This is a genomic window from Microcystis sp., from assembly GCF_048564745.1.
Lineage (GTDB): Bacteria > Cyanobacteriota > Cyanobacteriia > Cyanobacteriales > Microcystaceae > Microcystis > Microcystis ichthyoblabe_A.
Window position 1 is genome coordinate 36,949 of record NZ_JBLZRT010000107.1, and the last position, 23,852, is coordinate 60,800.

20 protein-coding genes and 2 tRNA genes are annotated in these 23,852 nt (G+C 46.1%); 13 read left to right on the forward strand and 9 right to left on the reverse strand.

Annotated elements, in window-relative coordinates; translation table 11 throughout:
• Positions 1 to 169 precede the first annotated feature (169 nt).
• From ACOCD9_RS12450 to ACOCD9_RS12465, 4 genes are all read left to right on the forward strand, one after another.
• A complete protein-coding gene (locus tag ACOCD9_RS12450; RefSeq protein WP_419547633.1) occupies positions 170 to 1,492 on the forward strand; it encodes a CmpA/NrtA family ABC transporter substrate-binding protein in 1,323 nt (440 codons plus the stop codon).
• 181 nt (positions 1,493 to 1,673) lie between these two features.
• Positions 1,674 to 2,501, forward strand: a complete 828-nt coding sequence (ntrB, locus tag ACOCD9_RS12455; protein ID WP_103112161.1) for a nitrate ABC transporter permease — start codon at positions 1,674 to 1,676, stop codon at positions 2,499 to 2,501.
• Between the two features lie 112 nt (positions 2,502 to 2,613).
• Positions 2,614 to 4,620: a nitrate ABC transporter ATP-binding protein gene (locus ACOCD9_RS12460; RefSeq protein ID WP_272104223.1), complete on the forward strand. Its 2,007-nt coding sequence runs from the start codon at positions 2,614 to 2,616 to the stop codon at positions 4,618 to 4,620.
• Positions 4,621 to 4,666: 46 nt separating this feature from the next.
• Positions 4,667 to 5,665, forward strand: a complete 999-nt coding sequence (locus ACOCD9_RS12465; protein ID WP_419547635.1) for an ABC transporter ATP-binding protein — start codon at positions 4,667 to 4,669, stop codon at positions 5,663 to 5,665.
• Positions 5,666 to 5,942: 277 nt separating this feature from the next.
• On the opposite strand, the gene ACOCD9_RS12470 is transcribed toward ACOCD9_RS12465, so the two are convergent.
• Complete coding sequence (locus ACOCD9_RS12470; protein WP_419547636.1) at positions 5,943 to 6,569, reverse strand: DUF2301 domain-containing membrane protein; 627 nt, start codon at positions 6,567 to 6,569, stop codon at positions 5,943 to 5,945.
• A 243-nt stretch (positions 6,570 to 6,812) separates the two neighbouring features.
• Between ACOCD9_RS12470 and thiO the strand changes: the two genes are divergently transcribed.
• Positions 6,813 to 8,744, forward strand: a complete 1,932-nt coding sequence (thiO, locus tag ACOCD9_RS12475; RefSeq protein ID WP_419547637.1) for a glycine oxidase ThiO — start codon at positions 6,813 to 6,815, stop codon at positions 8,742 to 8,744.
• Between the two features lie 80 nt (positions 8,745 to 8,824).
• Here thiO and ACOCD9_RS12480 read toward each other — a convergent pair whose 3' ends face one another.
• Positions 8,825 to 10,360, reverse strand: a complete 1,536-nt coding sequence (locus ACOCD9_RS12480; protein WP_287704178.1) for a TolC family protein — start codon at positions 10,358 to 10,360, stop codon at positions 8,825 to 8,827.
• A 201-nt stretch (positions 10,361 to 10,561) separates the two neighbouring features.
• Here ACOCD9_RS12480 and ACOCD9_RS12485 point away from each other — a divergent pair, with 201 nt between their 5' ends.
• Positions 10,562 to 10,852 (forward strand): addiction module antidote protein, encoded by a 291-nt coding sequence (locus tag ACOCD9_RS12485; protein WP_287704180.1) that lies wholly within the window; start codon positions 10,562 to 10,564, stop codon positions 10,850 to 10,852.
• Here the strand turns inward: ACOCD9_RS12485 and ggt are convergent.
• Together ggt and lpxD are read right to left on the reverse strand one after the other, a co-directional pair.
• Positions 10,849 to 12,393 (reverse strand): gamma-glutamyltransferase, encoded by a 1,545-nt coding sequence (gene ggt, locus ACOCD9_RS12490; protein WP_419547638.1) that lies wholly within the window; start codon positions 12,391 to 12,393, stop codon positions 10,849 to 10,851. The genes ACOCD9_RS12485 and ggt overlap by 4 nt on opposite strands.
• A 153-nt stretch (positions 12,394 to 12,546) precedes the next feature.
• Complete coding sequence (lpxD, locus tag ACOCD9_RS12495; RefSeq protein WP_287704184.1) at positions 12,547 to 13,578, reverse strand: UDP-3-O-(3-hydroxymyristoyl)glucosamine N-acyltransferase; 1,032 nt, start codon at positions 13,576 to 13,578, stop codon at positions 12,547 to 12,549.
• 840 nt (positions 13,579 to 14,418) lie between these two features.
• Between lpxD and ACOCD9_RS12500 the strand changes: the two genes are divergently transcribed.
• The 3 genes from ACOCD9_RS12500 (at position 14,419) to plsY (ending at position 17,100) form a co-directional block, all read left to right on the forward strand.
• Positions 14,419 to 15,444: an ATP-binding cassette domain-containing protein gene (locus tag ACOCD9_RS12500; RefSeq protein ID WP_419547639.1), complete on the forward strand. Its 1,026-nt coding sequence runs from the start codon at positions 14,419 to 14,421 to the stop codon at positions 15,442 to 15,444.
• A gap of 82 nt (positions 15,445 to 15,526) precedes the next feature.
• On the forward strand, positions 15,527 to 16,222 hold the full coding sequence (fabG, locus tag ACOCD9_RS12505) for a 3-oxoacyl-ACP reductase FabG (RefSeq protein WP_287704187.1): 696 nt from the start codon (positions 15,527 to 15,529) through the stop codon (positions 16,220 to 16,222).
• 194 nt (positions 16,223 to 16,416) lie between these two features.
• Positions 16,417 to 17,100 carry a glycerol-3-phosphate 1-O-acyltransferase PlsY gene (gene plsY / locus ACOCD9_RS12510; protein WP_419547640.1) on the forward strand — a complete coding sequence of 228 codons (684 nt, stop codon included), beginning with the start codon at positions 16,417 to 16,419 and terminating at the stop codon, positions 17,098 to 17,100.
• Between the two features lie 475 nt (positions 17,101 to 17,575).
• Here the strand turns inward: plsY and ACOCD9_RS12515 are convergent, their stop codons facing one another.
• Entirely contained in the window at positions 17,576 to 19,081 is a 1,506-nt protein-coding gene (locus ACOCD9_RS12515) for a hypothetical protein (RefSeq protein WP_419547642.1), read from the reverse strand.
• A gap of 127 nt (positions 19,082 to 19,208) precedes the next feature.
• On the opposite strand from ACOCD9_RS12515, the gene ACOCD9_RS12520 reads away from it, so the two are divergent.
• Positions 19,209 to 19,281: transfer RNA gene (locus ACOCD9_RS12520), tRNA-Glu, on the forward strand.
• A gap of 18 nt (positions 19,282 to 19,299) precedes the next feature.
• Here ACOCD9_RS12520 and ACOCD9_RS12525 read toward each other — a convergent pair.
• Positions 19,300 to 20,649 (reverse strand): sensor histidine kinase, encoded by a 1,350-nt coding sequence (locus tag ACOCD9_RS12525; RefSeq protein ID WP_287704191.1) that lies wholly within the window; start codon positions 20,647 to 20,649, stop codon positions 19,300 to 19,302.
• Positions 20,650 to 20,969: 320 nt separating this feature from the next.
• Here ACOCD9_RS12525 and ACOCD9_RS12530 point away from each other — a divergent pair, with 320 nt between their 5' ends.
• The 3 genes from ACOCD9_RS12530 to ACOCD9_RS12540 all read left to right on the forward strand — a co-directional run bounded on the left by ACOCD9_RS12530 (position 20,970) and on the right by ACOCD9_RS12540 (position 22,634).
• Positions 20,970 to 21,443 (forward strand): EVE domain-containing protein, encoded by a 474-nt coding sequence (locus tag ACOCD9_RS12530; protein WP_419547644.1) that lies wholly within the window; start codon positions 20,970 to 20,972, stop codon positions 21,441 to 21,443.
• Between the two features lie 3 nt (positions 21,444 to 21,446).
• The gene (locus tag ACOCD9_RS12535) at positions 21,447 to 22,301 is read left to right on the forward strand and encodes a prohibitin family protein (protein WP_287704195.1); all 855 of its coding nucleotides are present in this window, start codon (positions 21,447 to 21,449) and stop codon (positions 22,299 to 22,301) included.
• Positions 22,302 to 22,562: 261 nt separating this feature from the next.
• A tRNA-Gly gene (locus tag ACOCD9_RS12540) sits at positions 22,563 to 22,634 on the forward strand.
• Between the two features lie 62 nt (positions 22,635 to 22,696).
• Here ACOCD9_RS12540 and ACOCD9_RS12545 read toward each other — a convergent pair.
• The 3 genes from ACOCD9_RS12545 to ACOCD9_RS12555 form a co-directional block, all read right to left on the reverse strand.
• Positions 22,697 to 22,966: a hypothetical protein gene (locus tag ACOCD9_RS12545; protein WP_002799940.1), complete on the reverse strand. Its 270-nt coding sequence runs from the start codon at positions 22,964 to 22,966 to the stop codon at positions 22,697 to 22,699.
• Complete coding sequence (locus ACOCD9_RS12550; RefSeq protein WP_043997602.1) at positions 22,963 to 23,181, reverse strand: hypothetical protein; 219 nt, start codon at positions 23,179 to 23,181, stop codon at positions 22,963 to 22,965. Before ACOCD9_RS12550 ends, ACOCD9_RS12545 begins: the two co-directional genes overlap by 4 nt.
• Positions 23,182 to 23,359: 178 nt before the next feature.
• Entirely contained in the window at positions 23,360 to 23,758 is a 399-nt protein-coding gene (locus ACOCD9_RS12555) for a PIN domain nuclease (RefSeq protein ID WP_194016021.1), read from the reverse strand.
• Positions 23,759 to 23,852: the final 94 nt, after the last annotated feature.

The window sequence follows — 23,852 nt, forward strand, 5'->3', positions numbered from 1 at the left end:
GAGAAGCAAAAGCGATCAAGAGATAAGAATAGTCAAAGCCTCCTTACTGAATCAACAGTTACTTTCAAGAAATTTTCTCGGTTATCACCGCAGTCAGTTAGGGGAAATAATGAGAATTTTTCACCGTTTCATCACCTTTGTTTAGTTTCTAATCACGATTTTTTAGTCCATGAGTAAACTTTCTAGACGTAGATTTATCTTCACTGCCGGGGCAACTGCCGTAGGAACAGCAATTCTCCACGGTTGCGCCACTCCCAATAATACCGCGACCAGTCCCTCCCCGGCCGGCAGTCCTGCCGCTTCCCCCGTTGCCGGTGGAGAAACTCCCGAAGTCACCACCGCTAAATTAGGTTTTATTGCCCTCACCGACGCTGCCCCCTTAATTATCGCCAAGGAAAAAGGTTTATTCGCTAAACACGGGATGCCCGATGTGCAAGTGATGAAACAAGCTTCTTGGGCTGCAACCCGGGATAACCTCGAATTAGGTTCGGTGGGTAACGGTATCGATGGGGCGCATATTTTATCCCCCATACCCTACCTAATGACCTTGGGCAAAATCACCAAACAGCCCGTACCAATGTATATTCTGGCGCGTTTGAATACCAACGGTCAAGCGATTTCCATTTCTAATGAATACATGGATCTAAAAGTTGCCCTCGATAGCGGTGTACTGAAAGAATCCTTCGCTAAAGCTAAATCTGCGGGCAAAGAAGTTAAAGCCGCCGTAACTTTCCCCGGTGGTACTCACGATCTCTGGATGCGCTATTGGTTAGCCGCCGGCGGCATCGATCCGAATAAAGATCTATCCCTAATTGTTGTTCCTCCACCACAAATGGTGGCTAACATGAAAGTCGGCACTATGCAAGCTTTCTGTGTGGGGGAACCTTGGAACGCCCAATTAGTTAACAAAAAACTCGGTTATTCGGCCCTGATTACTGGGGAACTGTGGAAGGATCACCCCGAAAAAGCTTTCGCTTTACGCGCCGATTGGGTGGATAAAAATCCCAAAGCGGCAAAAGCTTTAACTATGGCTGTTCTAGAAGCGCAGCAATGGTGCAACGATCCCGCTAATGTCAAGGAAATGTGCGAGATTATTTCAGGACGGGAATGGCTGAAAATTGACCCCGCCGATATCTTGGGAAGAATGCAAGGTAATATCGATTTCGGTGATGGTCGCAAAATCGAAAATAGCCCCGTAGCCATGAAATTCTGGGCTGATAACGCTTCCTATCCCTACAAGAGTCATGATACTTGGTTTGTGACTGAAGACATCCGTTGGGGCTATATTCCCGCCGATACGGACATCAAAGCTTTAGTTGATAAGGTTAACCGGGAAGATATCTGGAGAGAAGCCGCCACAGCCCTCAATGTTCCGGCTGATCAAATTCCCACCTCTACCTCTCGCGGTGTGGAAACTTTCTTTGATGGCGTGAAATTTGATCCCGAAAATCCCCAAGCTTACCTGAAATCTCTCAAGATTAAAAAGGTTTAAATTAGTGATCACTAATCAGTAATCAGCGATTCGGTAATCAGTAATCAGTAACCCGTCAACAGTTAAAGATCATTTGCTGATAACTGGTAATTAATAACTGATAACTGATCACTGATGCTGATAACTGAACCACTGATAACTCAACCACTGATAACTGATAACTGATAACTGATAACTGATTATGGCTGTTTCTATTTCTCGTCGTTCTCAAGGTCCGAAATGGGTAAAAGACCTCAAAAAAAAATTACCCAAACTAGCAACTTCGGCGATTGCTTTATTAATTTTCCTCGTCATCTGGCAAATACTCTGTTTTAGTCCCGATGCTCCCCTCCCTAGTCCCACTAAAGTGGTTAGCGATACCTGGGAATTAATTATTAATCCCTTTTTCAATAATGGTGGCACGGATGTGGGGTTATTCTGGCAAATTTTCGCCAGTTTACAACGGGTGGCCGTCGGTTTTACCCTTGCCGCTATTGTTGGCATCGCTGCGGGTATTTTAATCGGTAGCAGCGCCCTAATTTATGATGCGATCGATCCGATTTTCCAAATCCTGCGTACCGTTCCCCCCCTAGCTTGGCTACCCATCTCCCTCGCGGCTTTTCGTAATAACGAACCTAGTGCCATATTTGTAATTTTTATTACAGCAATTTGGCCAATTATTATTAACACGGCTGTGGGAGTACAGCAGGTTCCCCAAGACTATAAAAACGTCTCTAGAGTGCTAAAATTATCCAAAGTTGAATACTTTTTTAATATTCTTTTTCCCGCCACCGTTCCCTACGTTTTCACCGGATTAAGAATCGGTATCGGTTTATCTTGGTTGGCGATTGTAGCGGCGGAAATGCTGATCGGTGGCGTGGGAATTGGCTTTTTTATCTGGGATGCTTGGAATAGTTCCATGATCAGTGAAATTATCCTCGCTCTGATTTATGTGGGTATTGTTGGTTTCCTACTCGATCGCCTCATGGCCTACATCGCTAAATTAGTTGTACCCGAAGAAAATAAATAGGGTTTGCGGCAAAAAATTTTTCGGTGGGGGCAGGGTGTGGGGAGCTTTTTAAGTAAACAGTAAACTAAAAACTCACATCTGATAACTGATAACTGATAACTGATAACTGAAAATGTCTGCATTTATTGAAGTCGATCACATTGATAAGGTTTTCCCTCTCCCCGATGGCCGTCAATATATCGCCCTAAAAAATATCGATCTCAGCGTTACTCAAGGGGAATTTATCTCTTTAATCGGTCACTCCGGTTGCGGGAAATCCACCCTCTTAAATATGGTCGCTGGACTCGATCGCCCGACGGTGGGAGGGGTGATTTTAGAGGGAAGAGAAATTAAAGGTCCCGGTCCCGATCGCATGGTGGTGTTCCAGAATTATTCGCTGCTGCCCTGGTTAACCGTCCGGGAAAATATCGCCCTAGGAGTTAACCGCGTGCTGCGTCATCTACCGGCTGCTGAACGCAAAAGTGTCATCGAACATAGTATCGATATGGTACACCTGCGCCATGCCGCCAACAAACGACCGGGAGAATTATCGGGAGGCATGAAACAACGGGTGGCGATCGCCCGCGCCCTAGCCCTACGGCCGAAAGTCCTCCTACTCGATGAACCCTTTGGGGCGCTGGATGCGTTAACCAGAGGCAATTTACAGGAACGTTTGATGGAAATCGTCGAGGAAAGCCACGTTACCTGTATCATGGTCACGCACGATGTAGATGAGGCACTATTACTATCCGATCGAGTGGTGATGTTAACCACCGGTCCAGAGGCCCATATCGGTCAGATTCTCGATGTTCCCATTCCCCGGCCCCGGCATCGTTTGGAAGTAGTTAATCACCCTAGTTACTACTCCCTCCGTAACGAGATCGTTTATTTCCTCAACCAACAGAAGCGATCGAAGAAAGTCGGCCAACCCACCGAACCAGTGACGGTGATCGGCCAAGCTACCAGACTGAAAACCAATCCCACCATCGGTTTTATCCCCCTCACCGATTGCGCCCCGATTATTATCGCCAAAGAGAAAGGTTTCTTCGCCGAGGAAGGATTAGAGGATGTTATCCTGCAACGGGAACCCAACTGGAAAGCGCTCGCCCAAGGAGTGGCCACCGGTCGTCTCGATGCGGCCCAGATGGTGGCGGGAATGCCCCTGAGCATGACCATTGGGGCTGGAAATAAGCCCTCTGTCCCCGTGATTAGTGCTTTGGTACTCAGTCGCAACGGTAACGCCATCACCCTCAGCAATAAATACAGGGAATTGGGGGTAGAAAAACTGGAGGACTTAAAGGAGGCCCTCCAGCAAAGTCCCGATCAAATCGCCACTTTCGGCATGGTTCACCCCGCTTCCATGCACAATCTGCTGTTACGCTACTGGTTAGCTAGTGGCGGCATCGATCCCGATAGTGATGTCAATTTAGCCGTAATTCCGCCGCCTCAAATGGTTTCCCTACTAAAAGCGGGTAAGATCGACGGTTATTGTGTGGGGGAACCCTGGAACTCCTACGCCGTTCACGAAAAATTAGGCTACGTTATCGCCACCGATCTCGATATTTGGCCCGGACACCAGGAAAAAGTCCTCGGAGTCAAGGAAACTTGGGCAGCGAAACATCCCGAAACCCATATCGCCATGGTGAAAGCTTTAATTAAAGCCTGCGAATACTGCGATGATCAGCGTAATCGAGAACATATCGTTAATATTCTCAGTCAGCCCCAGTATGTGGGTGTGGATAGGGCAATTATCCGCCCCGGTTTCCTCGATGGTTACGATCGCGGTTTAGGAACTGCCCCCGAACCCCTATTCCGATTTAATCAGTTTTACGTCGATCAAGCTAACTGTCCGGGCCGCAGTGAGGCCCTATGGACCCTAACTCAGCTTGCCCGTTGGGGTTACGCACCGTTCCCCCGCAACTGGGTGGAAGTGATTGAACGCGTCCGTCGTCCCGATCTGTTTGGTGAAGCTTGCCGGTCCCTGGGCCTTCCCGATTTGGAACCCGATCGCCACAGTTTTGCCCTCTTTGATCGTCTTATTTTCAATCCTGACGATCCGATCGGCTATCTGGAACGTTTTTCGATCCGTCGCGATTATCGCGTCTCAGAAGTTCTCCTCGATGATCCCGTCGCTAATTAATGGTTGTGGTGGGCTTTGCCCACCTTAAAATAAATCTAGGACGAATATGCAAACTTTTACCGATAAGACCGTGAATTCCAGCACCACCACCCAGCCTTTTTTATTAGTTAGTAATGTTGCCAAAGAATACCCCTCTCCCGAAGGGGTTTACACCGTTTTAGACGGTGTGGAGCTGCAAGTCAACGAGGGGGAATTTGTCTGCATTATCGGTCACTCCGGCTGCGGTAAATCGACCCTTTTAAATATGGTGGCGGGGTTTTCTTCTCCTAGTCGTGGGCAAGTGCTGCTACAGGATAAAGAGGTTAAGGAACCAGGACCGGACCGGATGATGGTATTCCAAAATTATTCGCTTTTGCCCTGGAAAACTGCCTTTGAGAACGTTTATATCGGGGTTAGTTCGGTTTATCCCCAAAAATCTCACGCTGAGAAGGTGAGAATCGTGGAAGAAAATCTATCCTTAGTGGGATTGACAGAAGCAGCCCAGAAAAAACCCCCCCAATTATCGGGAGGCATGAAACAACGGGTTGCGATCGCCCGCGCCCTGGCCATTCGTCCCCAAGTCCTCATCCTCGATGAACCTTTTGGAGCCCTAGATGCGATTACTAAAGAAGAATTACAGGAAGAATTGCTGAAAATCTGGCAAGAACACCAGTTAACCGTGTTGATGATTACCCACGATATTGATGAGGCTTTGTTCTTGTGCGATCGCTTGGTGATGATGACCAACGGCCCAAGCGCTAAAATCGGGGAGGTGTTAAAGATGCCTTTTGCTCGTCCCCGGGTTCATTCCCAAATTACTGAGGATCCCCGTTACTACGAACTTCGCAATGAAGCCCTCGATTTCCTCTACAATCGTTTTGCCCATTCGGAGGATCCCAACGAGGATGCCCCCGAACAACCCCGCACAGAAAATCTCGTGGGTAAAATTGTTACTGCTATTGGTGGCATAGCTTTACTCGCTTTTGTCGGTTTTAGCCTGATACAAATGTTCACTAGCAAGACTGCCAATACTACTAATCCGGCTACCATCGAGGCCCCCAGATAGGTAACAGTTATCAGTTATCAGTTATCAGTTATCAGATTTGAGTTTTAAGTGACAGTATTAAATATAAGTTTCTTACTATCTTTTCACTGATTACTGTTTACTGATTACTGACCAAGAATAAACCAGAAAGAGACAAAGAACAAAAAGCTGAAACCCGATCAGTTTAACTTATATAGTAGTGATCGATCTTTGTGTCCTTTGTGTCTGGAGTGGTTCGTTCCACTCACTTGCCCGCAAGACTGTATCTTAGAATAGATTTTAATCTCTGGAGAGTTTATCAATGATTAAGATGTTCAAAGACCGATTTATCACCGATATCGTTGGGGAGAGGTTGGCTTAATTTTCTCAGAGCAAAGATAACGAATAAAGTCGCCCAGAGAATTAATAGCCCCTTTTCCCAATTTAAGGGCAATATCCCCAAAAGATGACCGAGTAAAAGGGTGGGAACTAGAGGGGTTAAAAGCTTGGTTTCTAGACGATTAAAACAAAAAGCTTCTTTGAAATAAATCCCCGTGAGACTAGCAAAAATAAAGCCGACACCGAATAAACTCACCGGGTGGTTATAGACAAATTCTAGGGGAGAAAGGTGAGAATAGAGGCTGAAAATTAGGGAAGTAATCGCCCCGATTAGCCAAAAAACTTGCAGGAGACGATGGAGGGGAATTAAATATATATGGATAGTCAATAAACTGATGCCTAACCCCAGACAAAAACCAATGTATAAAAGGTTAGTCAGGGGCAGTAATTGCAGTCCGGTGAGAACTATAATTGTAGCGACAGCGAAACTAAAAGCCGCTAAATTTAACCCCAGACGGTAGAGACGCACGCCTAGGCGATCGCTATCCGTAATCGTAAACTCTCCGAATTGACCTTGATAAACTCGATCGACAGCAGGGGAAGTCATAAGCTCTAAAGAAAAAGGGAAGCTTAGAAAAGATTGACTACAAATCATCTTAAGCTTAAATTATGCCAGTAGCCTCACTTCTTCCCCCTCTCGGCCCACTAATTGCGAGTTTAGCAGTCAATCAAGCTAAAAATTATGATTAATTGGGATAAAAAAATATATATGCTATTTTACTGCGTCTTTCTTGTTTTAACTTCTAATTGCTTGTCATTCCAGTAATTCTTTTCGGTGCCAGAGACTTTTATGAACTCAACTAGCGAAATTTTGATCCTGGGCGGTGGTATCATCGGATTAGCGATCGCCGTCGATTTGCAATTGCGCGGGGCAAAAGTTACCCTCCTAGTTCGAGATATAGCTCAGGCCGCTAGTCGTGCGGCTGCGGGAATGTTGGCCCCCCATGCAGAAGGGATTCCCGCGGGTCCGTTTCTCGATCTTTGTTTACAATCGCGCTGGCTATATCCAGAGTGGAGCCGCAAAATCGAGGATTTAACGGGAATAAACAGCGGTTACTATCCCTGTGGTATTCTTGCTCCCGTTTACGAGCTAGATCAGCCCGTTACTACCGAGGAAGTTAATAAAATTTGGTTAGACAGCAATGCAGTTCATCTCTACCAACCCGGACTAGGTAAAGATGTGGTCGGTGGTTGGTGGTATCCCGACGATGGACAAGTGGACAACCGGCAGCTAGTGACTGGGCTGCAACAAGCGGCCGAAAATTTAGGGGTAGAAATTCGCCAAGGGGTAGAAGTCCACGCTATACAACAAAAGCAGGGAAAAGTCAAGAGTATTTATACCTCAATTGGGGAATTAGAAGCAAAAATTTATATTTTAGCGACGGGATCTTGGGCCAGTCAACTTTTACCCCTCCCCATCCATCCCGTCAAAGGTCAAATGGCCGCGGTAAAAATGCCCCCTAACCAGACCTTAACTAGGGTTTTATTCGGTCCCCAAACCTATCTGGTTCCCCGTCGCCATGGTCGTTTAATTATCGGGGCCACTTCTGAAAAAGTCGCCTGGCAAACTGGCAATACACCCCAAGGATTGCAAACCCTTTTTGCGCGTGCTACCCGTCTCTATCCCCCTTTAGCTGACTGGGAAATCGAGGAAATGTGGTGGGGATTCCGCCCGGGTACACCGGATGAATTGCCCATTTTAGGCCGCAGTAGCTGTGATAACCTGATTTTAGCCACGGGTCACTATCGTAACGGCATTTTACTCGCTCCTGTCACTGCTTCCTTGATTGCTGACCTGGTGATTAATGACAAAGTTAATCCCATTTTGACCCATTTTAGCTGCGATCGCTTTAATCAACCATCACCCGTTACTATTCCACCTATGTCCTTAACTATTATTGAGAATAAACCCCAAGCACTTTTATCGCCCCAGAATGATCGCCTCACCATTGCCGGGAAAACCTTTCACTCCCGCTTGATGACTGGGACTGGCAAATATGCCAATCTGACGACTATGCAGGAAAGTATTAGTGCCAGTGAATGTCAGATTGTCACCGTTGCCGTTAGACGAGTACAAACGAACGCACCCGGTCATGAGGGATTAGCAGCGGCGATCGATTGGTCAAAAATCTGGATGTTACCCAACACTGCCGGTTGTCAAACGGCCGAAGAAGCGATTCGGGTGGCTCGTTTAGGACGAGAAATGGCCAAATTATTGGGACAGGAAGACAATAACTTTATTAAACTCGAAGTTATTCCCGATCCTAAATATTTATTACCCGATCCGATCGGAACTTTGCAAGCGGCGGAACAATTAGTTAAAGAAGGTTTTGCCGTACTGCCCTATATTAACGCCGATCCTCTCTTAGCCAAACGTTTAGAGGAAGCCGGCTGCGCCACGGTTATGCCCCTAGGATCGCCGATTGGGTCGGGACAGGGGCTGAAAAATGAGGCAAATATCGCGATTATCATCGAATCGTCCCAAATTCCCGTGGTGGTCGATGCCGGGATCGGTACACCCTCAGAAGCAGCCCGGGCCCTGGAAATGGGGGCCGATGCCTTATTAATTAACAGTGCGATCGCTATGGCGGCCAATCCAGCTATGATGGCCCAAGCCATGGCAATGGCAGCAAAAGCGGGACGTTTAGCCTATTTAGCGGGAAGAATGCCGATTAAGTCCTATGCTAGTCCTAGTTCCCCCTTGACGGGAACGATCGCCTAACCCAGTGATCTATCGAAACTCCTTAAAATAGGGGAGATAGGCAAATCTCCCCCCACACCACACCTCGATAAATCCCACAATTAACGCACTTCAAACAAACGATTGTCTGGTAAATTACTAATCGATCGCTGGAGACTATTCAGGGATCTATTGTAATCAACGATCGCCTGTAGATAACGACTTCTGGCATCGGTTAAATCCCGTTGGGAGTTGATCACGTCCGTTTGGGTTCCCACACCGGCCTGAAAGCGTAAACGGGCTAATCGCAGACTTTCCGTGGCCGATTCAATGCTTTTTTGCGAAGTTTTAATGTTTTCTTGGTTAGAAATCAAATTATAGTAAGATTCCTCCACCTGAAGGCGAATTTCATTGCGACGGAGGGAGAATTCCGTATCGGCGCGATCGATATTTCTTTCCGCTTGACGGGCGCGAGCAAAAGCACGACCACCATCAAAGAAAGTCCAACGAATCCGGCCGCCGACGCTAAAACCATCGCCAAAACCAGCTTCATCACTGAGATCGTTGAGGACATTATACTCGCCCAAAAGGTCCACCTGGGGAATCACCGCCGAAATAGCGATCGAGCGGTCTTCTGCGTTAATTTCCCTCTGTAAGAGTTGTTGTTCTAATTCCGCGCGATTTTTATAGGCTAAAACGATACTATCATCAAGACTTAAGCCCCAAGTTCCCGCCTCGCGAATCTCATCGGCAGCGGTTAACTCGATGTGCTGACCGACACTCAATATCTGTGCCAGTCGCCGTCGGGAAATACGCTGGGTAGAAATCGCCCGGGTTAGGTCTTGGTTAGCGTTAGCGAGGTCAACTTCCGCCTGTAGGACAGCAAATCGGGTTCCTAGTCCCGCTTGTTCCAATAATTGAGCATCGCGCAAACTTTGACTAGCATCTTCGATCGAGGCTTGGGCGATCGCTACCTGAGCGTCACCCCTCTGTAATTCATAATAGGCATCGGTAGCATCAAAACGAGTTTGTTCCGAGACTCGTTCCACCTCTAATTCCCTTTGCCGGATGACTTTTTCGGCCCTTTTGATCTGGGCTGACCGTTCACCCCCTGTATAAACCCCATAGACAATGCGAACACTACCCTGAAAGTTGGTACTATCTTCAGGGTTAAGTGGTGGCCTTCCCTGTTGACGAGCCAAATTATTCTGTCTTTGGGCAGCGGCTGATTGATCTTGAGTGAGACTGGTTTCCGCTTGGGCTGCCGGTAATAAAGCCGCCTGTTGTTCCTTTAATTGGGCGCGAGCGATTTCTAAATCTACCCGGGCTGTCTGTAAGGTCTGATTATTTTTTAAAGCTAATTCGATCGCTTGATTTAAGGTGATCGGTTGTACTACCCTAATTCCCACCTCATCCGGTTTGGTGGGAAAAATTAGGGGATTGCCACTAGGATTAAGATAATTAGGGGCTTTGGGATCCGCTTCCGTGGTTGCCGGTGCCGCCGATGGACCAGGTAATTGAGAAACTGGATTGACAATAGGTTGGGGTTTCTTCAATAAATCGGCAGCGGACTGAGTTTGTGCCTTAACCGAGGATTCAGCCAAGAAAATCAACCCAAGCACCGCACTCACGGTAATACCATAACGCAAGAGCAACATGAGTATCTCAAAAGTAAACAGTAAACGATAAGAAGTAAACAAGCTCACACCACTATGTTGGCCGATTACTAATTACCGATAGTAACACGGGAGTATGAAAGCCACCGTCTTTTAAGCACCGGCTAAAATAAGATTCGATTGATTTTGAACGGGACATCAAAACAGCATTAGATTTAGCCCAAGACTTATAGGAGGTTCTCTATGGCTACAATTCAGACTTATCCTTGGGATGCAGCAGATCATTTGAAAACAAAAGAAGATATCGCCGCTTATCTTGAAGCTGCCCTCGAAGATGGCGATCCTAGCTTAGTAGTGGCAGCATTAGGGGATATTGCCCGTTCTCAAGGGATGACTCGTATTGCTCGTGAGACGGGTTTGGGACGGGAGAGTCTCTACAAATCTTTGTCGAATCAGGGTAATCCAGAGTTTGCTACAGTTCTTAAGGTTTTGCAAGCACTTGGGTTACGCCTGCAAGTTGTACCCATTACCTAAAAATCCCTAATCACTAATCCTACTCCCTCCCGACGCGGATCGCCCGTAGCGGTTAATTCCCCCCGCTCATTCACTGCCACCCCATGCACACCCCCAAAAAACATATTTTGTTCTTGCCACCGGGATACTTGAGTATTTGCGGGTAAAACCAGATTTTCGAGCAGATTTTCCCGATCTTCTAGGGGTTCAATTCCTAATTGTTGATTTTCCCAATGTATGCGCGAGGCAGCGATCGCATCGGCTAAAGATTGCCGAAAATCGATTAAATTGCTAATAACCTGCAAAATAGCGGTGCGAATGCGATTGGAACCCCCAGAACCGAGAACAAATCGCGGCTTTCCTTCCTCTAAAATCATTGTCGGCGACATCATTGAGGATAAACGACGATCAACAGGCCAATTGTGAAAACCAAAGGGATTTAAGTCCGCTTCCCCGATCATATTATTGAGCATAATTCCCGTCCCCGGCACGGTATAAGCTGATCCTTCGCCGTTGGAAAAGGTGGCACTGGCCGCATTACCTTCCCCATCGATAACACTAATATGGGTGGTACTGCCCCATTTATTGGCATATTTGCCTAAAAATTCTGGCGAGAGGAACTCATCTTCGATTCCCTCCTGATGGATAAAATTATCGTAGCCTTGGGCGCGAGCTTGATTGGTTAAGGCCATCACTTCCGTTAAAATTTGCAGATGTTTGGCTCCTAGAGGCTCTAAAGCCGATAAATTGACTGTTTCCAGTAATTTTAGGGCAAAAGCCAGGAGAATTCCTCCAGAACTAGGAGGCGGATTGGTCAGTATTTCGTACCCCCGATATTCGGTTTTTAGGGGTTTTCTCTCAAGGACTTGGTAATGATTTAAATCCTCTAGGGTAAGATAACCGCCGTCCTGCATATCCTTGGCGATTTGGTGGGCGATTTCTCCCTCATAAAAGTCTTTTACGCCTTTTTTGCTTAATTCCTCTAAGCTATTGGCAAAATCCCTCATCACACAGCGATCGCCAGCTTGGAGGAGTTTTCCTTGCGGGGCATAGACTTTTAAGCCCTCTCGATCTTTGAGCAGGATCGAAGATAGTAAACCCAGGCAAAAGCCGTTATATTGGCTCAAAATGTAGCCTTGACGAGCATATTCGATCGCTGGCTCCGCTACCACGGCAAAGGGTAATTTTCCTAGTTTTTTCTGCACTATTTCCAATCCCCGTAACGCCCCCGGAGTCGCGATCGCACCTCGGCCAATGTGAAAATCTTGACTAGCACCACCAAAATCGATCGCCACTGGGTAAAAGTCGATATTTGTCAAGGGTTTTTTAGATTTGGGAGTTTGACAAAAAAAATCAAAAAGGGTATTGACTTTTTCTTTGGTATGTGCTAGTAAAAAACCGCCGCCCCCCGCCGAAGCGAGGGTAAATTCGACCACGAAAGCCGCTAAAATCGAGCCAACAATCCCATCGAAGGCATTGCCGCCCATTTCTAAGATTAATTGTCCAGCTTCGGCAGTTTTTGGATGTCCTGCGGCGATAGCGCCCTTGCTTTTGCGAGTCACTTTGATTCAGTTATCAGTTATCAGTTATCAGTTATCAGTGGGGAGATGGGGGTGTGGGGTGTGGGGTGTGGGGTGTGGGGTGTGGGGAGAAGGGAGAAGGGAGAATAAATAAAAATAATCTCCTGCCTCCTGCCTCCTGTCCCCTGAATAGGGCTATTTTTTCAACTGCTTAACCGCTTGATAGATTTCGGGTAAACGCTTGTAAGCGGCTGCTACCTTGAGGAATAGCTTATGGGGGATAGCGGGAGAGCCAGAAACCACTTCTCCTGCCCCGATATCGTTGTGAATGCCAGCTTGGGCTGTTGCGATCGCACCGTCCCCGATCACTGCTTGATTGGCAATGCCCACCTGTCCCGCTAAAATAACGCGATTGCCCACTTTTACGCCTCCTGCCATGCCCACCTGTCCTGCTAGGGCGCAAGCTTGGCCAATTTGGCAATTATGGGCAATATGGACGAGATTATCGATCTTAGTCTGGCTACCGATGCGGGTTTCTCCCACTGCCGGACGATCCACGGCGCTATTACAGCCAATTTCTACGCCATCTTCTAAGACCACGATACCCGATTGTTCCATCTTAAACCAGCCTTCGGGAACCGGCACAAAACCGAAGCCCTCGGCACCGATAACAGCGCCACTGTGGATAACGCAATCATTGCCGATTTGTACCCGTTCATGGATAGTACAGTTCGCGTGGAGAATTGTGCGATCACCAATATGCACCCCGGGGTAAATAACGGCGTTAGGATGAATGCACACGCCATCACCGAGGATGACATTCGCTTCCACCACCGCATGGGCCCCGATGGCGACTTTATGGCCGATTTTAGCCGATGGATGCACCACGGCGGTGGCGTGAATGTAGGGTTGGGGCTGAAAGGGTTGATAGAATAATTTGATGGCGTGGGCGAATAAAAGTCGGGGATTGGCACTAGCTAACCAAGCGATGCCGCGTTCGTCGGCCTGTTGTTGTAAATTGCTATCCAGGGGCAGAATTAGGGCAGTAGCGTCAGTTTTGGCGACAAAGGAAGCAAATTTTCCCCCTTCGATATAGCTAATGGTATCGACTAGGGCGGTTTCGATGGGAGTTATGGCTTTAATTTGGGGATTTCTGTCGGGATAGGCAGTTAAACTGTGAGCAGAGACTAAAGGGCTTAATTTTTGGGCAATTTCACTAAATTTCATAAATATATACTGCGATCGAGATAGGGCTTATCCTAGGATAGTTTAAAACTATACCGATAATCTTGTCGTTATTATAGTCAAAAAAGTTGCTAGTTTTTTAGGGAATAATCCCTGTTTTCCATTTCAACAAAGCCGATCTCGATCTAGCGCGGTTTTGGAGATAAGTTGGCTCTCTACAAAACCGATTGAGTTGAATTTTTACTACTCGGTCGAGTTAATAAAATTGACCCGAACAGTATTAAGGCACTCGGAGTTGATGGTTCGGGAACTGTTAAAAAATCTAGGTAAAAAATTCCTGACTCTCCCTAACAAACACCAGTATCTACCGGCTTAAGTAGGTAGGCGTTAAAAATTATCAGATGCCCCCCTTATTAAGGGGGATCCACCCGCCTATCGGCACCCCCCTTATCAAGGGGGGCAGGAGGGATCGAACCTAAAATCCATTTTTAATTTAATTATAACCAGCTACTTAAAACTGGCTGAATATTTTGCCAGTCGAGAGACAAAAAACTTCGCTAAAAAGGAGAATTTATCGAAAAATTGTGGTTAAAAATCGGAACCTTGATCGGTTACGGTAATTGAAGATGCAACGGACCGCCATTTTTTACACCTTGTCGTTGAGACTAAACTGGAAACCCTGGCCCAACAATCGGCAATCAGTGGGGATTGCCAACGAGTGCCACCTTCTCAACCTTTGAGCTGCCAGTCATTACCGCCGCAGAGAGCGCAGTGAGTAGATCAAATCTACAATACCAGATTTTCAAGTGGGGAATCTGGGTTAAAATAGACCGAGAAAGTTAACAAAAAAATTGTCTCGCTCAAGTGGGCGAAAATCAGCTTATGACCCTTGCGGTGGCGATCAAAAACTTAAAAAAATCCTACGGTCAGACAGCAGCGGTTAAAGATATCTCCTTTACCGTGGCAGCGGCAGAAATCTTCGGTTTACTCGGTCCCAATGGTGCGGGGAAAACCACCACGATTCGCTGTCTTTGTACCCTTGCTAAACCCGATGGCGGCAAAATCGAGGTGGGGGGTGTCGATGCCCTGAATAACCCCAAATCCGCCCGTAAACGCCTGGGTTACGTTGCCCAAGAAGTCGCCCTTGATAAAATGCTCACGGGCCGGGAACTGTTGCAACTACAAGCGGCTATCTATCACATTCCTGCTCAAAAGTCAAGAGAGCGCATCAAAGAATTAATAAATCTTTTAGGATTAGAGGAATACGCCGACAAAAAAACAGGAACCTATTCCGGCGGCATCAAAAAACGGCTGGATTTAGCGGCGGGATTACTGCATCAGCCAGAAGTTTTGGTGCTGGATGAACCGACTGTGGGACTCGATATCGAAAGTCGTTTGATTGTCTGGGATTTTCTGCGACAATTGCGGGCGGCTGGAACCAGTGTATTAATTACCAGCCATTATCTCGAAGAAATTGACGCCTTGGCCGATAACTTGGCAATTATCGACAATGGTATCGTCATCGCTCGCGGTACCCCCTCACAACTGAAGGAGCAACTGGGTGGCGATCGCATTACCCTAAAAGTGCGAGAATTTTCCCCAGAGGAAGAGGCCCTAAAAGCGAAAGAGTTATTATCCCGTCTGCCTTTTGTCGAGGAAGTGATCGTCAATACCGCCCAGGGTAACTCCCTTAATCTCATCGTCACGGCCAATAGCAATCCTTTAAGCAAAATTGAACAAACCCTAGCCGAATCGGGATTACCCGTGTTTAGCATGGCCCAATCCCGTCCTAGTCTCGATGATGTCTATCTAGCAGCTACCGGACGCACCCTGATGGATGCGGAAATTGCCGCCGCCAGCAGTCGCGACCTGAAGGCGGAGAAAAAACAAGCGATGAAGGAATCCTAGACCGGCGAGAAAGGCGGTAATATTGCCCAATTGCCGGGTTAAATCATCTATAATTGGAGCGATCGACTATCTATCAATCAATATGAAAGATAAACGGGTATTGCTGACCGGCGGTACGGGAGGACTGGGTTTAGGAGTCACTCCGGCGGTTTTACACCATGGCGGTCATCTAACCATGACCTATCGGGAGGAAAGGGAGGTAGCTCGTCTGAAATCTCGGCTGAGTGCGGCGGAATTTGAGCGTATTCGCTTTGTCAGGGTGGATTTAACCCAAGAAACTGCCGTGGCTAGATTAATTGATGATCTCGGTCGGGTCGATGTTTTAATTCATCTAGTCGGGGGTTTTACCATGGGGGCGACGGAGGAGTTTAGCTATGAAGATTGGCTAAAAATGTTCGATTTAAACCTCCATAGCACTTTTTTACTGTGTAAACACTGTTTACGCTCGATGAAACTTCATAATTATGGTCGTATCGTCACTATCGGTTCTCGTGGTGCCGTACAACCGGGGGCAAATTTGGCCGCCTATTGTGCCTCGAAAGCGGCGGTAGTGGCTTTAACCCAAGCGATCGCAGAAGAAACCAAACAGACTAATATTACTGCTAACGTGGTTTTGCCAAGTGTTATCGACACTCCGGGCAACCGGGAAGCGATGGGAGAGGCAAATGCCAAGGACTGGGTAAGTCCCCAATCTCTAGCCGAGGTGATCTGTTTTCTAGCGGGGGAAGGGGCGAAAGACTTGCGCGGGGCGGCAATTCCCGTCTATGGTTCCCTGTGAGTGGTTTTTTGTCTTCAGGCTGATACACTGATGACGGCGCTCGCTCTTGCTAAAAATTGGGTTTAAGCTAAGACGCATTTAACCCGCTTATTCTTAGATTAGCCGAACCTCCCCCAATCCCTTTACTGTTGCCTTTTGCCTTTTCCCTCTTGCCTCGTCTCAACAAGCAATTTAAATTACGAACAGCTTAATTTATGCTTATTCCGATTCTTATCAGTCTTGGTATCTTACTTTTATCCTATCTGCTCGGTTCAATTCCCACGGGTTATTTAATCGGTAAATACAGCAAAGGTATCGATATTCGTGACTATGGTTCCGGTTCCACTGGAGCCACCAATGTGCTAAGAACTCTGGGAAAATCTGCCGGGGCGATGGTGTTATTAATTGATATGTTAAAAGGAATGGCGGCGGTGGCCCTGGTACGCGGGCTATATTTTATTGATGTCAATCCTCTCCCAGAAAGTTGGTATTACTGGTTAATTATCGGGGCAGCATTGGGGGCAATCATCGGTCATAGTAAATCGATTTTCTTGAATTTTAGTGGTGGTAAATCCGTCGCCACCAGTTTAGGGGTTTTATTAGTGATGAATCCCCTAGTGGCTTGCGGAACTTTGGCGAGTTTTTTAGTTATGCTCGCACTTTTCCGGATTGTTTCTTTAGGTTCGATTATCGGGGCGCTGGTGGTGAATATTTTAATGGTTATTTTGGGTCAACCTCTCCCCTATATTTTATTTAGTTTGATGGGGGGAATCTATGTGATTGTTCGTCATCAGGGTAATATTAAAAGATTGTTGGCAGGGACGGAACCAAAAATAGGTCAGAAAGTACAGCCATCATCGGAATTAGGTTACAGCGTTTCTTCTACAGATAAAATGTAACCTAATTTGCTATCATCCCCAGACGACTGGCTAATGTTCCCTGTTCCCTAAAACCAGAGACTTCCTAACTCACCCTTAAGATAACTGGTACTAAATCCATTGAGTATAAGCTACATATCAGGACAGGCAATAGGCAATAGGCAATAGGCAAAAGGGGCAATAAATAATCAGTCTTTAATAACCTGAAAACTGATTATTCACTCCTAATTATTATTTTCCTAAGCCGAGTTTTCTGGTTACTTTTTGCCAAAAAGTTGGGTTCGGTGTTTGATAGGGTTTGGGACTAATCGAAGGGACTATCAAAAGAAATAAAACGGTGGTGCATTCCCATACGATAATATCGGTCAGTTGAGTGCCTTTTTTAACTAGCCATCTCTGCCGCTAGTTTAGAAAATTGGTATAAGTCCCTAAAGATAGTCTCAAGTTTCTCACAACAGAAAGACTACCCGAGCGACTATACCCAAAACCGCTCGATTTAGCGTTTGCGTTTGAGTAATTTAGAAATGCGTCGATCATACCGCAACCAACGCCAAATTTTAATGACTAATTCCTCTACCCATAAAATAATCGCATCTAATCCCTCTAAAATCCGTTCTAAGGGGTGTTTAACGTAGCCGACGGGGGTTGATTCGGTTTCTAACCATTCTTCGTTAATTGGTTGAATTATCTCCTTAGCATAGCGGGCATCTAATTGGGTGGCGGGGGGGGATTCTCTGGCAGTAATTTCAGCAGCGGCCGGGGGGATTTTTTGTAAAGATTTATTTTGTTTTTCTTGACTAAAAGCTTTTTTTGTGCTAAGAGGCTCGGCTGGTGTGCCTGGGGACTGGCTAAGGGAATTAGCGGGGTTAAGGCGGGGTTTTTCGGAGTCTTGGGGAGAAATAGCCGATATATCGGCGGATTCTAGCCAATTTTGCTCGCTGACGGCGGAAAATGTCAGGGATTGGCGAGAGGCAAAGAAGTGATCGATCGCCGCTTGGATGAGTTTGCCGATCGTGAAGGGATCCGCTTGGGTTTGTTTTTCTAGCCAATCCTGGAGACGTTGCTTGAAGGTGATCAGCAGAGAATTAGGAAGACTTAAGGGATATTTTGCCGATAAAGCGGGTGAATCGGCACTATATTCTAAATTGTTCTTTTCTTTTGCCCAGAAATGCTCGATCGCCGCATAAATTAACCAATAAAGTCGCCAGAGATAGGAGGAATTTTTCTCCAGATTCGGGGACTGGTTAACGAGATCAGAAGGGGGTTTAGAGGTGTGGCTCAAACTGCCTGGGATTGCGGGGGAGATAGCCAGAAATTTAGTCTCGAAAATCGCTAATTTTTCGTCAATGACTTCCAAAATCCCTTGAGAATTTAAATTAGGCAGTGGTAAGGAGAGTGGTGTCGGGGTTTTGACGAGATGGGATTCTTGGAATAGATCTATGGCGATCGCTATTTGTCCCTGTTGTTCCCAGCGTAGTAGGTTCCAAAACCAACGGATCGGAGGCAAGACAGGATTTTTGTCGGTAAAATTCGGTAATAAAGGCGGATATTGAGGATTTAATCGCTTAATTTTCCGTTTTTCGAGGGCGTAGTTAGCCAGTGCCGTTCTAATTTGTTTTTCTATTTGTCTTTGGGTTTGATTATCGGTGATTTTAACGGTCTGGTGATCGTTAGTGACGAAAACTAAAGCTTGATCCTCTAGATCGGCTGCTATGCCAATAAATGCCGTTTCTTGGTCGGATAAGCTCTGGAGAAATTCCGCGATCGCATCGGTTCCATCCTTGCCGGGGGGTGATAATTGTTTCTGGAGACTGTTCCCCAATTGATTAGCCGTCACCCGCAGGGATTGTACCAGCAAATAGACGGGATAGAGGGCTATTTGCAGGGCAATAGCGATCGCGTTTTGACCGCGACGGGAGACGCGGCTGAGGTTATCTTTCAGACGGATCAAACGACGGTTGATCAGGTTGAACAGTCGGCTTTTATAGGGATCGGCAGCCATGGATTTTGGGCGATAACATCTTCATTTAGACTATCCTATTGTGCAAGGACGGGATAAAAAAAATTTTGGTCAAAACCCTTGACTCCCAGAAAGATTATTGTTATATTTAAAAAGGTCTGAAATCCAAGCCCCCATCGTCTAGTGGCCTAGGACACCTCCCTTTCACGGAGGCGACAGGGATTCGAATTCCCTTGGGGGTATAAAAAAAGTCAGAGGTGTTAAGCTTCTGACTTTTCGGTTTTTTTCTCCCGTTGATGGCTTTTCGGTAGGGTGACGGTGAAGATTGTTCCTCGATCGATCTGACTTTCGACGCTAATTTGTCCATGATGACTGAGGGTAATCGCTAAAGCGATCGCTAATCCTAATCCTGTTCCCCCAGAAGTGGCAGAATTTTGTCGTGCGGGATCGAGACGATAAAAGCGATCAAAAATATGGGACAAAGCAGCCTCGGGAATACCGATTCCGTTATCTTTGACGCGCACCAGTAACACCGATTGTCGATCGCGTTTACTTTTTTCCAACTCCACTGCTACATTTTTAGGCTCAGATTCGGGCAAAAAAGCGTGTTTTAGGGCATTAGAAATTAAATTTGTGAATAAACGAGCTAATTGATCCCAATCTCCCTCCATAGTAAACATTTCATCGCTGTAGGAAAAATCCTCTTGGTTCGGTTCCACAATCGACAAAGAGAGGCAAATTCCCTGCTTATCGGCGATTAAACGCTGTTCTTCCACCACTTCCATCAATAAAGCATCCAAAGGTACAGCTTGCTCGATCGGTTGGACGATGCCACTATCAGAACGGGCTAAAAAAAGCAGATCATTGACTAAATTGCCCAATCTTTCCGTTAAACGCTCGATCACCTGCAAGCGTTGATCGCCAGTTTGGGGATAAGCGATCGCCATTTGCACGTTAGTTTGAATAGTGGCGATCGGATTGCGTAATTCATGGGAAGCATCGGCGGTAAATTGTTTTAAACTCTGATAGGACTCTTTTACTGGTTGAATGGCTAAACCGGACAAAAACCAACCAATCCCAGCGACACTGGCAATCATCAGGCAAATTCCGACGATTAAATCCAATAATAGCTGTCTAATTGGTTTTGTCACCTCAAACCAAGGATGACTTACCCGCAGATATCCCAAAACATGATGATCGATTTCCACCCTTTCGGTTATTTGTCGCAGCAGACGATCATCGGATAAGCGAATAGTTTCCCCTTGACGGTGGGGATGGAGGGGAATATCTAAGGATTCAGCCAGAGTTGACCAAACTAGATTACCTTGGGGATCGAACCATTCCAAATCTATATGATCGTCCTCCACGGATTTACCCTGACTGGGAAAACTTGCGAGGGGATCGACGCGATAACGTCCTTGGTTCGGGGGAATCGATTCGATCACGAGGGAACGATTTACCACCTCAATGATGTGTTTGAGGGTATCATCAATGCGATCCACTAAGGTATGGCGCACATAAAAATACATTCCCGTAGCGAGAAAGAGCAGTAGTATGGCAGTGACAACAGTGTACCATAAGGCTAAACGGCGGCGAGTGGCTTGGAACACCGATAATCTATGGATTGGCTAGAGATTTTTAGAGCAATGTATCCTATTTTACAGCTTATTTGAGCGATTTAATAGTGGAGAATAAATTATTTTTAGCTGTGGGGAAAAACTGACGGTTGCCAAGAATAGCTAGACTTGAAGGCTCATAGTCCTTAAAAATTGCTGCTAACAAAAGTATTTTTAGATACATTCTTCCCAATAATTGTTTGAGTAGAACTACAAAAGCAGCTAAAGTGAATTATATTTAATCCTATGGCAACAAGGCTGACAGGAACGGCTAAAAATATTTTTGAGCTTATTTGAATTAATAACAAGTATAAATGATGAATTTAAATTATTGGTTAATGAAATCGGAACCCCATGTCTATAGTATCGGGGATTTTAAAAAAGATGGTCAAACTATTTGGGAGGGAGTGCGAAATTATCAGGCCCGCAATTTTCTCCGTCAGATGAAACGGGGAGATTTGGCCTTTTTTTATCATTCTAATACGACCCCGCCGGGGATTGTCGGCTTGATGCGAGTGGTGCAAACTGATATGATCGATCCCACACAATTCGATCACGATAGTCCCTACTATGATTCTAAATCCTCCCCAGATTCCCCGCGCTGGTGGACGGTTAAAGTTGAGTTTGAGCGCCTTTTTCCCCAACTGCTGCCCCTAGGAATTTTAAAACAAAATTTTACCGCCGATGAATTATTATTAGTAAGGACAGGAAATCGTCTGTCAGTGATGCCCGTTAATCAAGCGATCGCAGTAAAAATTCTCGCTTTAGTCGCTCGTCAAGGAGTATAAACTATGAACCAAAAAGATGCTATTAATTTACTTTCCCTGATCGGTGGATTATTAGCTGCTATTGTAATTTTAGCGGCCTTCAATGCCTATGTGATTATAACTCCCGGACAAGCGGGGGTTTTAAGTGTTTTAGGAAAGGCTAAGGACGGGGTTTTATTGGAGGGATTGCACTTTAAACCTCCCTTTGTTTCTAGTGTCGATATCTACGATGTTACGGTGCAAAAATTTGAAGTTCCCGCCCAAAGTTCCACTAAAGATTTACAGGATTTATCCGCTAGTTTTGCGATTAATTTTCGTCTTGATCCGACTCAAGTAGTGGTCATTAGAAGAACCCAAGGCACCCTGCAAAATATTGTCGCTAAAATTATCGCCCCTCAAACCCAAGAATCCTTTAAAATTGCCGCCGCTAAAAGAACCGTAGAGGAGGCAATTACTCGACGCAGTGAGTTAAAAGAAGACTTTGATAATGCCCTATCGACTCGGTTAGAAAAGTATGGTATTCTAGTTTTAGATACCAGTGTGGTAGATTTGAATTTTTCTCCGGAATTTGCCCGGGCTGTCGAAGATAAACAAATCGCAGAACAACGGGCCCAAAGAGCCGTTTATATCACCCAAGAAGCGGAACAACAGGCCCAAGCAGAAGTTAATCGCGCTAAAGGGAAAGCTGAGGCACAAAGACTATTAGCAGAAACTTTAAAAGAACAAGGAGGCGGATTAGTTTTACAGAAAGAAGCGATCGAAGCTTGGCGCGAAGGTGGGGCGCAAATGCCCCGGGTTTTAGTCATGGATGGATCGGGAAAAAATAGCGTACCATTTTTATTTAATTATAGTGATTCTTTTCCAGAAAATACCCCCTAAATTCCTGTCCAAGCTCAGAGGCATTTTCAAAGAAACCTTGCCAAACTCTCAAAATTACCCGGTGATATTATCGACAAATGGCATTTAAAACAATCTCTAGCTCCTTGACTCTTTGAGGATGAAGAAGTTGAACGGTGAATATTTTTGATCATCCGCTGGCGAGTCTATTTAGCGTTTTTGGACAAACCGGCGCGGTGATGAAAAACAGCCTAGAGCAGTTGCTCTTGTCGGGGGGTCAATGCTATGATTAGGGATGGTTTTGCGGGTATAGTTCAGTGGTAGAACGTCACCTTCCCAAGGTGAATGTCGCGCGTTCGAGTCGCGTTACCCGCTTCTAACGACAATGGGAATCTTCCCTAACATTCCCCAACTGGGCCTACCAGAGCGGCATCGCACTACAATTGATCCAGCAGCATATCGTACTCTGCATGGGAACCAACCCAGAACCAAATCACCGTATCATCCTCTAATTGACCGACAGCAGGATAATCCCTATTGATGCGTGCAGAATAGATGGGCAGCTGTGGATGGACTTTCTTGAATCGCAAGCTGGGATAGCTTGGGTCTTCTTTGAATTGCCGATACGCTTTACGGGTCTGCTCTTGAATCGGTTTTGGAAGATCTGCAAACATCTCCCGAAAACGAGCAGTGGTACAAGACTTCACAACGTTTCTGGGTCTAATTCTTGAGTCTTGCCCAATCGATGTTCTGCCATTGCTTCGGCTGCTAGTTTAGCCAGCAAGTTTGGTGAGCGGGTAAAGGAGTCATTCCATCGCTTTTCTTCTTCGAGTTCTGCCAAAATTAGGGTTGCGATCGCGTCCTGTTGATCGGTTGACAAGGTTTGTAATTGGGCGATCGCCTGCTCAAGTCGTTCAGTCATAGACAACATCTAACGTATAGGGCTTAATATATTCTAGCCTCCACGTTGCTGCAGCGATGGCGTACTGCTACCCAGTGCCTTCAGCATCGCACTTAAACTCACAGCTTCAATCTATGGGCATGGTGCGTTCCTAAAAATCTATTGGTGGAGTAGTAAGAGTCAGATTAGGGAACGCACCCTAGGGCCGAAAACGGAGATTTTGAAGAGATCGCACTTGAGCAATGGTTTCAAAATCACGGTCGTTGTGAATTAGAAGCAGATCATTTTCTAATGCTGCTTGAGCAATACAGCAATCAATTGGGCTGCGAACAGTCAATCCTTGACGACGCAGATCATAGTAAATACGTGCAGCTGCTTGCCAGGAAGAAGGCGTGAGTTCAACATAATCCTGCACTTCGAGATAAGTAGAGAGGATTGTCCACTCTTGCTCGTTTAAGCTCCCTTGAAGCAGTTCCAGCTGAGTAAAGCGGGTGAGTAAAATCTCACGATTTGCAATTAACGTTTCCAGTTGCTGGCGAACTTGATCACCACGACTGCGGAAGACGCTGATCCACACAGATGTGTCAATCAGCAACATGACCGGTTTCCCGTAGGGCTTTATAATCAAAATCTGGAGCAAATTGAATTTGTCCGGCAAGGTCGAGAAGGTTTTTCTTACGGCGCGATCTCAC

Excerpts from the sequence above, each read along its gene's own strand:
- thiO (WP_419547637.1), top strand. The coding sequence starts at position 6,813 with ATGAACTCAACTAGCGAAATTTTGATCCTGGGCGGTGGTATCATCGGA.
- ACOCD9_RS12450 (WP_419547633.1), top strand. The coding sequence starts at position 170 with ATGAGTAAACTTTCTAGACGTAGATTTATCTTCACTGCCGGGGCAACT.
- fabG (WP_287704187.1), top strand. The coding sequence starts at position 15,527 with ATGAAAGATAAACGGGTATTGCTGACCGGCGGTACGGGAGGACTGGGT.
- ACOCD9_RS12535 (WP_287704195.1), top strand. The coding sequence starts at position 21,447 with ATGAACCAAAAAGATGCTATTAATTTACTTTCCCTGATCGGTGGATTA.
- ACOCD9_RS12500 (WP_419547639.1), top strand. The coding sequence starts at position 14,419 with ATGACCCTTGCGGTGGCGATCAAAAACTTAAAAAAATCCTACGGTCAG.
- ACOCD9_RS12460 (WP_272104223.1), top strand. The coding sequence starts at position 2,614 with ATGTCTGCATTTATTGAAGTCGATCACATTGATAAGGTTTTCCCTCTC.
- ACOCD9_RS12465 (WP_419547635.1), top strand. The coding sequence starts at position 4,667 with ATGCAAACTTTTACCGATAAGACCGTGAATTCCAGCACCACCACCCAG.
- plsY (WP_419547640.1), top strand. The coding sequence starts at position 16,417 with ATGCTTATTCCGATTCTTATCAGTCTTGGTATCTTACTTTTATCCTAT.
- lpxD (WP_287704184.1), bottom strand. The coding sequence starts at position 13,578 with ATGAAATTTAGTGAAATTGCCCAAAAATTAAGCCCTTTAGTCTCTGCT.
- ntrB (WP_103112161.1), top strand. The coding sequence starts at position 1,674 with ATGGCTGTTTCTATTTCTCGTCGTTCTCAAGGTCCGAAATGGGTAAAA.
- ACOCD9_RS12530 (WP_419547644.1), top strand. The coding sequence starts at position 20,970 with ATGATGAATTTAAATTATTGGTTAATGAAATCGGAACCCCATGTCTAT.
- ACOCD9_RS12555 (WP_194016021.1), bottom strand. The coding sequence starts at position 23,758 with ATGTTGCTGATTGACACATCTGTGTGGATCAGCGTCTTCCGCAGTCGT.
- ACOCD9_RS12480 (WP_287704178.1), bottom strand. The coding sequence starts at position 10,360 with ATGTTGCTCTTGCGTTATGGTATTACCGTGAGTGCGGTGCTTGGGTTG.
- ACOCD9_RS12550 (WP_043997602.1), bottom strand. The coding sequence starts at position 23,181 with ATGACTGAACGACTTGAGCAGGCGATCGCCCAATTACAAACCTTGTCA.
- ACOCD9_RS12470 (WP_419547636.1), bottom strand. The coding sequence starts at position 6,569 with ATGACTTCCCCTGCTGTCGATCGAGTTTATCAAGGTCAATTCGGAGAG.
- ACOCD9_RS12515 (WP_419547642.1), bottom strand. The coding sequence starts at position 19,081 with ATGGCTGCCGATCCCTATAAAAGCCGACTGTTCAACCTGATCAACCGT.
- ACOCD9_RS12485 (WP_287704180.1), top strand. The coding sequence starts at position 10,562 with ATGGCTACAATTCAGACTTATCCTTGGGATGCAGCAGATCATTTGAAA.